At 44.1% G+C, this 13,328-nt stretch carries 18 protein-coding genes and 1 pseudogene; 13 read left to right on the forward strand and 6 right to left on the reverse strand.

All coding sequences use genetic code 11. The annotated features are described in order from the left end of the window. Positions 1-166 precede the first annotated feature (166 nt). From CWM47_RS29225 to CWM47_RS29235, 3 genes are all read left to right on the forward strand, one after another. Positions 167-691, forward strand: coding sequence for a DsbA family protein (locus CWM47_RS29225; RefSeq protein WP_100992120.1), 525 nt, complete (start codon positions 167-169; stop codon positions 689-691). Positions 692-866: 175 nt separating this feature from the next. Beyond that, positions 867-2,459, forward strand: a complete 1,593-nt coding sequence (locus CWM47_RS29230) for a Na+/H+ antiporter (protein ID WP_100992121.1) — start codon at positions 867-869, stop codon at positions 2,457-2,459. A gap of 217 nt (positions 2,460-2,676) precedes the next feature. Next, positions 2,677-3,249 (forward strand): DUF417 family protein, encoded by a 573-nt coding sequence (locus CWM47_RS29235; RefSeq protein ID WP_100992122.1) that lies wholly within the window; start codon positions 2,677-2,679, stop codon positions 3,247-3,249. A 257-nt stretch (positions 3,250-3,506) separates the two neighbouring features. Here CWM47_RS29235 and CWM47_RS29240 read toward each other — a convergent pair whose 3' ends face one another. After that, positions 3,507-3,755, reverse strand: coding sequence for a winged helix-turn-helix transcriptional regulator (locus CWM47_RS29240; RefSeq protein ID WP_206170555.1), 249 nt, complete (start codon positions 3,753-3,755; stop codon positions 3,507-3,509). A 261-nt stretch (positions 3,756-4,016) separates the two neighbouring features. Between CWM47_RS29240 and CWM47_RS29245 the strand changes: the two genes are divergently transcribed. The 7 genes from CWM47_RS29245 (at position 4,017) to CWM47_RS40395 (ending at position 8,084) form a co-directional block, all read left to right on the forward strand. Beyond that, positions 4,017-4,451: a DUF1304 family protein gene (locus CWM47_RS29245; RefSeq protein WP_100992123.1), complete on the forward strand. Its 435-nt coding sequence runs from the start codon at positions 4,017-4,019 to the stop codon at positions 4,449-4,451. Between the two features lie 28 nt (positions 4,452-4,479). After that, the gene (locus CWM47_RS29250; RefSeq protein WP_100992124.1) at positions 4,480-5,067 is read left to right on the forward strand and encodes a Crp/Fnr family transcriptional regulator; all 588 of its coding nucleotides are present in this window, start codon (positions 4,480-4,482) and stop codon (positions 5,065-5,067) included. Positions 5,068-5,142: 75 nt separating this feature from the next. Then, the gene (locus CWM47_RS29255) at positions 5,143-5,841 is read left to right on the forward strand and encodes a hypothetical protein (RefSeq protein WP_240625515.1); all 699 of its coding nucleotides are present in this window, start codon (positions 5,143-5,145) and stop codon (positions 5,839-5,841) included. Positions 5,842-5,887: 46 nt separating this feature from the next. Next, positions 5,888-6,226, forward strand: coding sequence for a hypothetical protein (locus tag CWM47_RS29260; RefSeq protein WP_170069460.1), 339 nt, complete (start codon positions 5,888-5,890; stop codon positions 6,224-6,226). Between the two features lie 25 nt (positions 6,227-6,251). Next, positions 6,252-6,653 (forward strand): nuclear transport factor 2 family protein, encoded by a 402-nt coding sequence (locus CWM47_RS29265; RefSeq protein WP_100992127.1) that lies wholly within the window; start codon positions 6,252-6,254, stop codon positions 6,651-6,653. A 62-nt stretch (positions 6,654-6,715) separates the two neighbouring features. Further along, complete coding sequence (locus CWM47_RS29270) at positions 6,716-7,555, forward strand: alpha/beta hydrolase (RefSeq protein WP_100992128.1); 840 nt, start codon at positions 6,716-6,718, stop codon at positions 7,553-7,555. Positions 7,556-7,805: 250 nt separating this feature from the next. Continuing rightward, on the forward strand, positions 7,806-8,084 hold the full coding sequence (locus tag CWM47_RS40395) for a transposase (protein ID WP_100992129.1): 279 nt from the start codon (positions 7,806-7,808) through the stop codon (positions 8,082-8,084). Here CWM47_RS40395 and CWM47_RS38850 read toward each other — a convergent pair. Further along, on the reverse strand, positions 8,009-8,272 hold the full coding sequence (locus tag CWM47_RS38850) for a hypothetical protein (protein ID WP_170069389.1): 264 nt from the start codon (positions 8,270-8,272) through the stop codon (positions 8,009-8,011). The genes CWM47_RS40395 and CWM47_RS38850 overlap by 76 nt on opposite strands. A gap of 1 nt (position 8,273) precedes the next feature. Between CWM47_RS38850 and CWM47_RS40400 the strand changes: the two genes are divergently transcribed. The 3 genes and pseudogenes from CWM47_RS40400 to CWM47_RS29285 form a co-directional block, all read left to right on the forward strand. Continuing rightward, on the forward strand, positions 8,274-8,375 hold the full coding sequence (locus tag CWM47_RS40400) for an IS3 family transposase (protein ID WP_394341955.1): 102 nt from the start codon (positions 8,274-8,276) through the stop codon (positions 8,373-8,375). A 195-nt stretch (positions 8,376-8,570) separates the two neighbouring features. Then, on the forward strand, positions 8,571-8,780 hold the full coding sequence (locus tag CWM47_RS29280; protein WP_100992130.1) for a hypothetical protein: 210 nt from the start codon (positions 8,571-8,573) through the stop codon (positions 8,778-8,780). Between the two features lie 22 nt (positions 8,781-8,802). Next, positions 8,803-8,982: pseudogene (locus CWM47_RS29285) on the forward strand (IS3 family transposase); the annotation flags it as partial. Positions 8,983-9,375: 393 nt separating this feature from the next. On the opposite strand, the gene CWM47_RS29290 reads toward CWM47_RS29285, so the two are convergent. The 4 genes from CWM47_RS29290 to CWM47_RS29305 form a co-directional block, all read right to left on the reverse strand. Then, entirely contained in the window at positions 9,376-10,062 is a 687-nt protein-coding gene (locus CWM47_RS29290) for a GNAT family N-acetyltransferase (RefSeq protein ID WP_100992132.1), read from the reverse strand. Positions 10,063-10,153: 91 nt separating this feature from the next. Further along, entirely contained in the window at positions 10,154-11,575 is a 1,422-nt protein-coding gene (locus tag CWM47_RS29295) for an MFS transporter (RefSeq protein WP_100992133.1), read from the reverse strand. Positions 11,576-11,639: 64 nt separating this feature from the next. Beyond that, a complete protein-coding gene (locus tag CWM47_RS29300) occupies positions 11,640-12,380 on the reverse strand; it encodes an SDR family oxidoreductase (RefSeq protein WP_100992134.1) in 741 nt (246 codons plus the stop codon). Between the two features lie 301 nt (positions 12,381-12,681). After that, entirely contained in the window at positions 12,682-13,284 is a 603-nt protein-coding gene (locus CWM47_RS29305) for a TetR/AcrR family transcriptional regulator (protein WP_100992135.1), read from the reverse strand. Positions 13,285-13,328 lie beyond the last annotated feature (44 nt).

Below are 13,328 nucleotides of genomic sequence, written 5' to 3' on the forward strand. Positions count from 1 at the left end.
ATAGTATTCAAGGTATGGCAGATGAATACTTGTTGCTAGTTGAAAACTGGTTTTACTTAATCAGTGTACAATTTTTTCACTGGATATTAGGAAACTCAACGTAACAATGTACCACAAACTCCGGCAGGCTGCGAATAAGTGAACGATAACCTCTAAATTATGTACCATGCCTCTTCTACCCCCAGTTACAGAGATCGATCATATTCAGGGTAATCAACAAGCCCCCATTGAATTAGTTGAATACGGCGATTATCAGTGCCCCTATTGCGGTCAGGCATACCCAATCATCAAACAGTTGCAGCAGGAGTTTGGCGATCAATTGAAGTTTGTATTTCGCAATTTCCCCCTCTCTAAAAGACATCCGCAAGCTAAAATGGCCGCTATTGTAGCCGAAGCTGCCTTTTTGCAAGGTAAATACTGGGAAATGCATGATCTGCTTTTAGAGAACCAAAAACGTCTCAATTCGAGAGCCCTATTCAGCTATGCAAACGAACTGGCACTTGATATTGGCCAGTTCGAACAGGCATTAACTTTAACTGACTTAGCCGAAAAAGTTGATGCTGATTTTCATAGCGGTATGAGAAGTGGCGTTAAAGCAACTCCAACATTTTTCATTAACGGTGATAAGTATGAAGGTAGTTGGGCCGGTAATGGGCTACTTGACTTTATAAAAGATAAATACGCGAGATAGGTGCGAAACTCAATTAACTCGCGTATTTATCTTTTGTAAGCTCTTAACAATATAAGTGGTGGGTATTATATGTTTTGTACCTATTTGTTACGTCTGAATAAATTCAAACCGTTTTACTTCTCGATTACTATTAATCAGCCAAAACTATCTTTATTTCCTTTAGCTCCTTGTAAAAATGCGAGACATCGTTTTGCTGGGCCTTGGCTTACTATGGATGGTAGCTTTATTATCGGCACTCGCGGATCGTTGGCGTATTTCAACACCTATCTTTTTGGTTATGGGCGGATTAATTGCCAGCTTAATTCCAGGAGTACCGCCGATCCGCATTGATCCTGATTTAATCTTCCAAGTGTTTCTGCCCCCACTTCTATTTAATGCGGCTTGGTTTACTTCTTGGCGGGAACTCTGGCGTTATCGGCGTATTATTTTAGTGTTGGCATTTGGGCTTGTTATTTTGACTGCCACTGCAGTTGCTTATACGGCTACTAATTTAATTCCTGGTTTTTCTTTATCCCTGGGCTTTCTACTTGGGGGACTTGTTTCTCCTCCCGATGCGATTGCTGCCACTTCAGTACTACAAAGCGTAAAAGCGCCAAAATCCACAATTGCTATTCTGGAGGGTGAAAGTTTAATCAACGATGCCGCTAGTTTGATTGTGTTACGCTTCGCATTAGCCAGCGTAATTACTGGAACGACCGCTTGGACAGACGTAATTCACTCTTTTTTTTCGATAACTATATTGGGAGCAGGCGTTGGTGTTACCGTAGCCGGTGCATTTTATGCCATCCAGAGGTGGCTACCGCTTCAATTACGGGTTAGCATTCTGCTGACTTTTCTAGCTCCCTACAGTATGTATTTGATAGCAGAACAGCTACAGTATTCTGGCATTATTGCAGTTGTTAGCGGAGGGTTATTTTTATCTAAAAATAGCCACACTGTTCATCTGCATTCGGAGCGCATCCAAAGTAATGCGATGTGGGCTACCCTCATTTACATTATTAATGGGTTGGTATTTATGCTTATTGGTCTGGAATTGCCGATTGTATTAGAGGGTCTGACTAACTATTCACTAGTTGACATAACAGGATATGCGCTTCTGATTACGGCCCTAGTTATTAGTGTACGGTTAGGTTTTGCCTTTATTTCCACCGCGTTTACACGTATCGCAGAACGCTTTATCACGGTGGCTGTACGGAATGCAAGTTGGCGAGGTCCATTCGTTGTGGGTTGGGCGGGCATGCGGGGTGTAGTTTCTCTAGCAGCCGCTTTTTCTATCCCCCTTACTCTACCCAATGATGCACCATTCCCGCATCGGCCACTGTTATTATTTATCACTTTCGTGGTAATTATGGTAACGCTAGTGCTTCAAGGATTAACACTGCCCTGGGTGGTTAGTTGGGTACACCCTCAGGAGCAAATTAATCGCATTCCCGAGCATGAACAAAGAAATCAAATCAATAGGCAGTTGCATGGAGCAGCCTTACGTGAACTTATCCGAAACTACACGACTCAGATATCAGATAATCCCTTATTAGGCCAATTAAAAAGTCACTTAGAAACCAATCTTTTACTCAGTGAAATGCCGAAGTCAGAAAAGAATGACCAATGGTTTGCTATGTATAAAGAAGCGTTGATGCAGGTCTATCAGATCAGACGGCAAGAATTGGCCCAACTGCGTCTACAGCCGGATTTAGATGAAGAAGTCATTCGAAAAATTGAAGCCCAATTGGACTTTGAAGAAGAGCAGATTGAGCGTCCCATTAGTTGATCGCTCCATTTAGATAACTGGTGACAGTAAAGAAACAAACCTAGAGGTGCGTCACGATAGTATCAATTTTTTTTACCCATTAGATGAACGCCCCGCGTCAGTAGGTTGACAATGGCTAGGTAATGTAATCGCTAACCTGTTTTTAGCTTAAGCTTTCTATCTGATTAACAAGCAAATAGATTCATTAAAATAGGTCAACCTTAAACTATTTAAAACGATGATAGACAAACTCCTTCTTTATGCTTCAGGGTTGCAAAGTGCAGGGATTCAGGTAACCCGATGGGCTATCGTTCTTGTATTACTATGGATTGGTGGATTGAAAGCATTTCAGTATGAAGCCGCTGGCATTGTGCCGTTTGTAGCCAATAGTCCTGCTATGCGTTTCTTTTATAAATTTGATGCGCCAGATTATAAGAAATATACAAACAAGGAAGGGGAATACAAACCTGCAAACATTGCGTGGCATAAAGCAAACCATACCTATGTTTTTGCCTATGGTTTAGGAAGCTTTATAGTCCTGATTGGCTTGCTAATTGCCATGTATCCAATCTGGCCCGCTGTTTCTGCGGTGGGAAGTTTACTGGCGTTCATTATGTCATTGGTTACTTTATCATTTCTAATTACAACTCCAGAGACGTGGGTGCCTGCCTTGGGCGACGTGGAGCATGGGTTTCCCTATCTAAGTGGATCCGGACGCCTTGTCATCAAGGATGTTATTATGCTGGGGGCTTCCATTGTCACAATGGCCCAGGCAGCAAAGCAATCTATTAATACTCGGAATAGCTTTTAGAGGCTGACCAACATGGCCTGAACTTTTGTATTCTATTTATACCTGGTCCAAGCATTGGGCTAACAAACCTTGATTGTCCCTACAACGCCAATACGCCAACGTTAGTGGCTATGCGAAAACCGAGAACCTCAAAAATGCAAGTAAAAACAAACGAAATCAATATGTGAAATCACAAAGCAAACTCCATAAACTCCCGTTTGCGGGCACTATTTGAACAAACTAAGACTGACTTCAGAAACTAAATAACATACAATCTCTTACGGTTTCTTTTGTTTCAATAGCTCGTAGAAAGTTTTTTTATACCCTTCGCCCCAGTTCTTCATGGCATACAAGACGTCTAAAATACGTTCACCGCCTGTGGTTAACGAATACTCAACTTTTGGAGGTAAGACATTGTAATTTTTCTTTTCTATAATGCCATGGGATTCGAGTTCCGAAAGTTGCTGATTCAATACCCTTGCCGATGCCTGAGGAATAGATTTGTGCAATTCAGACGGGCGTTTCATTCCTTTGCTAATATTCGCTAAAAAAATTGGCGTTCCATTTTCCGCCAATAACTTCTATAGCAATATTTAGCCCACACGTAAGGTCTTTGGGTATTTTCTTTTCATCCATTTTTTTTAGACGTTTTTGTTTACTATAAAAATAATCAACAAACACTATTTCGACGTATAGGTAAAATTAGCAGTATAGGGGAAATTTAACCGTACTTGTGTATGCTGAGCTATTGCCGAATCTTTGCGCCTAAATTTTAAGCATAATAAATCATGCACATAGACCGATTTACAAAAGCATTAGCTATTTTTGTAATTTTTGACTTTTTTATATTCTTTATTTTAGAGACTGTTTTTTGGATGCAGCCTTTCGTCCACAATCTTTTGCTTGATTGGTTTAATAATCCGCCAGTAACTTTAGGCTACGAAATGCACGCTCTGGTACTTAAAAAACTGTTTATCAACCAGGGATTTTACAATCTGTTTTTTACAATTGGCGGCATTGCGGGGCTTTGTCAATTAAAAAAGAATAAGGCAGTGGGTTATGCATTGATCTTATTGGTTTGTTTTGCGGCTATTGGTGCTGGATTGGTTTTGGCGGTTACATCAAACGCCTATTTACTGGCTTTTTTGCAAGCTACACCGGCTGCTATTGCCTTTTACACTAGTTATCCCTTGTTTAAACAGGCATCCGCAAATAATCAATAAGGCAAAAATTGCAATCTACACTGTGCCAATGGAAAAAGAACAACTCATCAGCTTTATTAAGAAAAATATCCCCAACATAAGTGTAACGCAAACCGGGCTTGATACCATTGCAGGACATTTTGAGGAAATGGATTTTTCCAAAAATGAATATCTCTTAAAGCAGGGAAAGGTAAGCGGCTATTATTATCTGGCAGAAGGCTTTGTAAGAGCTTTTACATTTGATCCCAACGGCAATGAAATCACCACGTTTTTTTATCCACAAGGCAGGGTAGCCTTTGAAGCAGCTTCTTTTTTTCTTCGCCAGCCATCCACAGAAAATTTACAGGCTATTACCAATTGTAAAGTATATGCTACCAGCTTTGAAAAACTAAACCTTCTTTTCCATTCCGTACCCGAGTTTAGGGAATTTGCAAGAGCCATGCTGGTAAAGGAGTTTGTAGCTTACAAACAACGCACCTTATCCATGATTAACAAAAGTGCAGAAGAGCGTTACAGCAGCCTGATAGCAGATAACAAAGAGATTTTTCAACACGCCCAACTAAAGCATATTGCCTCTCACCTGGGCATAACAGACACTTCCCTTAGCCGTATAAGAAAAGAGTTTGCCAGAAAATAGCATGTCTATTTCTTGCCATTTGGCAATTCGTTTCATATCAAATGGCAAGTATGCTTAGGGTGAGCGTAGCGTCCTTTGTATCGTAATCAAACAAACAATACAATGCTACATTTACCAGCCTACGTTTACATAACCTTTGCTGCAACAGTACTGCTTGCCATCGGGTTATTTTACAAAGCCACCAACCAGTCAAAACCTTTTTTGATTGGTTTATTGGCCTGGATACTTATTCAGTCAATACTTGCTATTGCCGGGTTTTATACCAATCCCGGCACAGTAACGGCACGCTTCCCATTGTTGGTTTTACCGCCACTACTTTTCCTGGCATCCAGATTTGCTACAAAGAATGGAAGAGCTTTTCTGGATGAACTTGACTTACCAACGCTTACCATTTTTCATATCATCCGGATTCCCGTGGAACTCGTTTTATACTGGCTATTCGTCAGCAAAAACGTTCCTGAAGCAATGACTTTTCATGGTAGGAATTTCGATATCCTCTCTGGCATTTCGGCTCCCTTTATCTATTATTTTAGTTTTGTAAAAAAGATACTAGGCAAGGCAGCCATTATTGCCTGGAATTTAATTTGTCTTGCGTTGCTGATAAACGTTGTATCCTCTGCCCTACTTTCTTTACCGGCAAGGTTTACACAATTTGGTTTTGAACAACCCAATCTGGCACTTGGCTACTTTCCTTTCGTATTGCTTCCCGCAGTTTTAGTACCCTTGGTATTACTGTCAACCGCAGCAGCCATTAAACAATTGCTGAAAAAATAGTTTGCATCAGGTTGCAACTATTGATACCCATTTAAAAATTAAAATCATGCCAACCGAACAAAATAAGCCGATCGCCTTAACCACAACTGCGACAAAAATTCTTGTTAGTGGGCATTTAACCGAAAAAGCAAAAGATCTAGCAGCAAGAATGCCTGTAATGACGAAAGAAGTACCTGCAACTGTACAGCTTTACTTGGATGGAATTATTGAGCAATGGTGGGTGAAACCCGATGCAAGTGGAGTGGTATTTTTATTGAACCTGATCGACACCAGAAAAGCGTCTGACTTATTAAATGCACTTCCTTTAGGTATAGCCGGTATGATGGAGTTTGAATTGATTCCCTTAGGTCCTTTAGGTCCACTTCGTATGCTATTAACTAGTTAATCATCCACAATTAAAAAGCAATACAATGAATCAGACACTAAATAACTACGCTATTGCAGTTGCTGAAGGCGATAAAGCAAGTTTAGCCGCTACGTTTGCTACCAACGTTAAAATAATGCAGCCAGCAGGCAATCAACCCATTGATGGGGTCGGAAAAGCCGCTACCATGCTCAGTGCGGCTTTGATTGCCATTGAAAATTTTAAGCTGGTGCGAACTTTTGAAAAGGAAGAAAATTGGGGTGCAGTCGTTTTTGAAGGCCAGCTTGATGGTAACGTTGTGCAATTGATCGATCAGGTTTACCTTGATGAAAACAACCTGATAAACCACGTGGATGTATTTTTCAGGCCAACGGCCATGGCCGAAATGTTATTGGACAAAATGGCCGCGGCTATTCAACTTCAGGCGTCAAAAGCTTTAATTGCATAAGACACTAAAAAAACATCAACCTCATTTTAACATCATTGATAACCATTTAAAAAACTAAAATCATGGAACCAACAACGTCAAATTTCAACAATCAAGCAGGTCTTAAAATTTTCACGCGTACCTGGTTGCCGCAGCAAGATGCAAAAGGCACACTAATTCTTGTTCACGGATTTAACTCACACAGCGGCTACTATCAATGGGTTGCCGACCAGTTTACAGCTATCGGTTTTGCCGTATATGCCTTGGATCTGGAAGGTCGTGGCCAATCGGAAGGCGAACGTTTTTATGTACAGAGCATTTATGACTATGTAAAAGAGGTGGACCAGTTGGTAGATATTGCGAAAGCTGCCCATCCAGATTTACCTCTCTTTGTTTTAGGTCATAGTGCAGGCGGTGTAGTTGCTACACTTTACGCTCTAGACAATTCCCCAAAAATAAACGGGCTTATCAGTGTAAGCTTTGTATTCCAGATCCCTGCTCCTGATTTTGCTTTAGCCGTATTGAAAGGATTAAGCCATCTGGTTCCACACCTGCATTCTATAACTCTTAAAAATGAAGATTTTTCCCGTAATCCAGAAGAGGTGCATATTATGAACAACGATCCCCTGATTGCCCATGAATCGCAACCTACAAAAACGATGGAGCAATTGGTGCTTGCCGATGAACGATTAAAAAAAGAATTATCGCAAATAACATTGCCCATTTTGATATTGCATGGTACCGATGACAAAGCTGCTCGATATACCGGAAGTCAGTTCTTTTATGATAATGCGACATCAACCGACAAATCATTAAAATTATACGAAGGGCATTACCATTCTCTATTAACCGATGTAGACAAAGAATTAGTAATGGCAGATATTAAAGACTGGGTAATTAAACATGTGAATACACCACAATAAATTCTCAATAAACTTTTCGTATAAAAACGCATTGAGTTATAAGTCAAATAACTCTTAAACTAAAGCGCCTCAACTAGTTAGGTGTTTTAGTTTGGTATAATAGCAATACGTAAAACGTGCTGGGAAATTAAGATTCGCTCCAATAGGGTGAACTTGCTACATTTGAATGGAGACTTTTTAGGCAGATTTAGCGACAAACTTCAATTTGACTAAGGTTAAACTATGTGTGTTTGACGAGGGATTTAAATAAATGGCTTGCCCTGGCGTACCGGTCGAACTGTTTTATGTAAAAGTATCAGTTCAAGAGGCTGCCCGTGAGCTCGGCATTGATTCGAGTCGGGTCAGCAAATGGAGACAACGCCACAATAAAAACGATCGAACTATGCCTGCCAATATCATCCTTACTGACGAACAGCAACAGATCATAAGGCTACAACGAGAGCTTAGAGAAGCTCAGATGGAACGCGATATACTAAAGAAGGCAGTCAGCATCTTCTCCAGTGGAGACGGGAGGTATTGCGATTTATAAAGGAACATGCCAACGAATTTCCTGTTGAGAAGATGTGTAAAGTCCTGGATGTAAGTATCAGTGGCTATTATTATTGGCGTAAACATCCAGTTGGAAGCAGGCAACTCAATTAAGATGAGTAGATCAACTACATCCGACAAGTGCATGGTAAAATAAAAGCCAATCTCGGTACGGTAGCCCCGCGCCACGGTGGCCCGGATTGGGGATGAACTCCGCTACCAGGGCGTGAAAGCCTCCCGTAACCACATTGCCAGACTCATGCGGAAGGTAGGTCTTCGTAGCATCATGTAAAAAAAGCACCGGGTGCAGACTACGGAATCCAATTACAACTACCCCGTGGCAGAAAACGTGCTGAATAGAGAGTTCACGGCCGATAAACCAGGACAAAAGTGGGTCTCAGATTCGACTTATATCGCCACTGGTCAGGGGTAGCTTTATCTAACGGTTATTTTAGATCTGGCCGACCAAAAAGTGATCGGTTGGGCAATGAGCGATAGTATGAAAGCGATGGAAACGAGTATGTCTTCTTGGCGTATGGCTCTCAAAAACAGGATTATAGAGGGTGAACTTCTGTTTCATTCGGACCGTGGTTTCCAATATGCCTGCACGGACTTTATGGATGAACTAAAGGACTTGCCGGTGGTGCAAAGTATAACCGAGCTGCCGGAGCAGTCGGAAGGGAAACTGTTGGGATAATGCAGTTGCCGAAAGTTTTTTTAAGACCCTCAAGTTCGAGATGGTCAATCATACTTATTTTGCCACGCCGGTAGCGGCTCGGTTGGCTACCTTCGAGTATATCGAGAGTTGGTACAACCGCCAACGGAAACATTCGTTGTTGAATTACTGCACGCCCAGTCAGCAGGAATCATATTTTTATACTTCCTCAATGGCCGCTTAAAAAATCTCCCCTATACTGTTGCAAGTCCAATTGGGCGTAGCATACCGGTCTAATAAGCGTAATAAAACGAAGCTGTTCAGCGCTACATTCGTTATGTATCAAATTTTAGTTCGCTTATCCTACTTCGTGCTCAGTATGACAAAAATAGGTCCAGATTGACTTTATCTCATTAATACTGAAATGTTTTGCAGGCCAAAAGTAGAAACACCTTCCGGAACTATAGCCAGAAGGTGTTTCCATATGCGACAGAATGTCGTATACAGATATTAAAATTTGAGCACGGGATGCCCGTCCGAATCGGACGTTTTTGTGGAAGATTTATTGAGTCAACTGTTGCATACGATCCCGGAATGAATGAAGTACGCCTGCGGCTAAATGCCACGAGTTTATGGGCTAATTTTTCTGCAAAACATAAATGTACATGTCGGTTCGGATCTCGAAACCCATCGCTTCATAAAGATGGATGGCTCGTTGGTTCTCCGCCTTCACATGCAGGAAGGGGGTACCGGATGCGGCTTGAATTCGGCAAATCTGCCGCCTGAGGAGATGGCGGGCGTAGCCTTTGCTGACATGATCCGGGTGGGTGCAGACCGCACTGATTTCGGCAAATTCATAAGCCTGTAATCGTTGGCCCGCCATCGCGACCAACTCATCACCCTCAAAAATGCCTTCATAATGACCAAACGCAATCGTCCGGTTGGCAAAAGGGCCCGGGGCAGTTAAGGCTGTTAAAGCCAACATCTGAGGGACATGCTGGCTGGTTAACGACATGATTTCCGGGCCGATGGGTGCTGGTTCCGCTGGTTTGGTATAAACCAGTTGCCAACCATCTATCCGTTGCCGTAGGGTCCATGGGGCTGCTATCGCCAATTTTTCCGGGCTGAATAGCGCAATAGGCGAATCAAAGGGAATCGTCTGGTACAGCCGGGTCAGGTTAGCCTGAGTGAGTTCCGATAGCGCGGCAAAGGGGGATACGTCAGGCGTAAAATAAGGTATGGTATTCGGGCCATGGGCGAGGTGTTTATTGCCTGACCTTAAGGCATGCCAGACGGGGTTATCCAATACATGATTCGGGACCATAATGCAGAGAGAAAATTGATTCACCGTAAATAATCGTACACCGATTACTGATCAGGCGTGTTGCTGTTGAGGCTAGCGATTCCGACCAGGATCATTCCGCTAGGATCGTACTCGCCAGCCTGGCTACTTTCGTTGGCAAGAACAAGAGCAGAAGGCTCACTAAAGCCAGACAAATGATATTGGCCCCCATACTGTACTGAAAAGCCTTGATGTAGTTCGTATTGGGTCCAGATGACAGGAGAACCGAATAGAAAAGGCCACCCACAATACATACGCCCAGCGCCGAGGCTGTTTGCTGACAGGTAGAATAAATGCCTGCCGCTGCCCCCGCGTACCGGGTTGGCACGCTGCGTAGGGTGATATTCAGGAGCGAGGGCAGTACCAGCCCGTTGCCCAGTCCGTACATCCCCTGGAGGGCAAATACCGTAACGCTACTGACATTCCCCCGGAAGTAGACAATCTGAAGCAGAAGGGTAATCATGAGTAGAACCAGTCCAACCTGAAGAACACCCGGACCATAGTGGATGATGAGTTTGGCCGCGACCATCGATGAGAGGGTAAACAACAGGCCCGGTAGCACAAAATATAATCCGGAAACCAAGGGCGAGAGGCCAAGTCCATTCTGCATAAAAACGGCACTAATAAGTAGGTACGATGTATGCATCATAAAATGAAATACGGCGGCCAGCAGACCAATGTCAAAGTCCTTATTGGCAAACAAGGCCAGGTCAATGAGCGGCTCAAGACCGCGCGTACGCTTTTTCTGCTGATCGATAATGAAGTAGCCGAAAATGAGCCCGGAAAGAAAAAGTAGCGTAAAGCTCCACCAGGGCCAGCCTGATTCCCGGCCCATAATAAGGGGAACAATCAGGCAGAACAGACCCATTGTCAAGATCACCACCCCTGAATAGTCGAGTTTCTGTTGATCTTGCTTCGGGGTTTCCGGTAAATAGACATGCGTGGCCCAAAGGGCGGCCAGACCAATGGGCAGGTTAATGAAAAATATCAACCGCCAGCCATCAACAAGAAAATGTGTATCGGCCAGATACCCACCCAGTACCTGCCCGGTGATGGACGCTATCCCCAGGGTTATTCCGAAATAGCCAATGGCTTTTGATCGGTCTTTCGGTTCGGTAAACAACACTTGTATATAGGCAATGGCCTGAGGAACCATGAACGAAGCACTGACGCCTTGCAGAAAACGCATCGCATTCAATTGAAACGCCCTGTTTGACAGGCCGCAAAAGCAGGAAAAGACCGTAAAGCTGAGCATCCCCCAGAAAAATGTGCGCTTCCGACCCAGGTGATCGCCGGTTCGACTCCCGGTGATCAAGAAAGAAGCATACCCCAGCAAATAACCCGCAATGACGAGTTGCACCTGCCCATTGGTGGCATGAATGCCTTTTTGGATAGCTGGTACCGCGACATTGATGATGAACACATCAATGACCGAGAGTAAGGGGGCCGTTAGCACGACCAGTAGAGCAATCCAGTTGGAGGGTTCTTTTTTCATTCGCTGGGTAATAGTCCGTGAAGATCGTCTTGGTGATTCGTTGCCGGGTTAGGCCTGTGTAGGATTACCCAGCTGGCTGCATGACCTGTAAGGCCATGTCGGGCGATTGGCGATACAGCTCATAGATTACCTGCGTATTGCCAACCCGAATCTCGTAGGTGTCGGTTGCTAGCGCGTCGAAAAAGGCCTGAGCCACGGCCGACGGGGCGATGCCCGTGTGGCCGTTGATGATGGCTGAAAATTCCGTATCGACCAGCGGAGGCATCAATTCAAACACCTTCACCCTACTGGTCCGGCTCAGGGCCACCCGTAACGATTGGGTGTAGGAGTGAAGTGCTGCTTTGCTGGCCGAATAGGTAACCAAGCTACCCGGAACGAAAGCCACCACGGAGGAAACATTGACAAGGGCGGCTTCGGCTTGCGTTTTCAGGATGGGCAATAACTTTTCATTTAACCGGATAACGGCCAGGTAGTTGGTCAGCATCTCGTCCTGAGCGCTCTCAAAAGCCCCTTCGCTGTTGGCAATATCGTATAGAATAGCCCGGCCTGCGTTGTTAATAACCAGATTCAGGGTCGGAAAGTCCTTCGCCAACCGGCTAACCAGCGCGTTCACATCAGCCTCATTACTGACGTTGCTGAGAATACCCGTCGCCTGGTTTAACTGGGCCAGGGCGTTATCGAGCCGCGCCTGATCCCGGCCGGTTATAATAACGGTATTGTCGCTGGCCAACAATGATTTAGCGACTTCCAGGCCAATACCGGCACTGCCGCCGGTAATCAATACCGTGTTGTTGGTGGTTTTCATCGGTCTGTTTTTAGTTGATTCGTAATTAAGTTCGGTCTGACGACCTGCGTACCGGTAGGTTCAGCAAGACGGTCAGCGAGTCGTTAGTGCTCGGATAGGGAAATAAGCGTGGTCGGTTTAGCGGCACCTACCACCCGATCACGGAGGTCGTTCGTAAAATCAAACGCAGTAGGCTTGTAAAATACCGATTGGTATATTTTTAGATAAAAAAATAGGTCTGAATGCATTTACTAGTAGTTCAGGGGTAGACTGGCTGTTAACGGATACGGGTAAACAGGTGTGAATGGACGCGGGAGCCAGACTAATCCACGAGTTGATTAATGAGACCTTCCAGGGTCTTTAGAATTTTATTCAGGCTGGCCGGATTGTTGGTCACTTTAGCGATCATGATGCCCCCTTCAATTAAGGCAATCATGGCTAATGCCGTCGATTCGGGCTCCACCTTGGCCTTAAATTCTCCCGAGGCCATGCCCGTGTTAATGATCTCGACGATAGTTTGTTTCCAGGCCAGAACCGCTTTCTCGGCTTTTTCTTTCAACTGGTTGTTGGTATCATCGGCTTCGGTTGCGGTGTTCAGAATGGGACAGCCCCCAACGGGAAACCCTTTCTGATTGAAACTATGATACACCTGCGCATATACCAACAGTTTCTGCTGGCAGGAGAGGGCCTGGCTCATTTGTTGCTGAGTCGCCCGCTGAATCAACGAGAGGTTATAATCAAAGGCAGCCAGGGCTACTTCTTCTTTGTTGGCGAAGTTTCCATAAATACTCCCTTTGGTCAGCCCCGTAACGTCGGTCAAATCCGCAATCGACGTGCCGGCATACCCTTTCGTATTGAATACCCCGGCTGTTGTCTCAATGATGAACTGGCGGGTCCGGTCGGCTTTTGAGATCTCGTTATTCATGGTGCAAATATACCGTTTGGTATTTTTTATCCTATCTTTGTCGC

The sequence above is a fragment of the Spirosoma pollinicola genome, assembly GCF_002831565.1.
GTDB classification, from domain to species: Bacteria; Bacteroidota; Bacteroidia; order Cytophagales; family Spirosomataceae; genus Spirosoma; species Spirosoma pollinicola.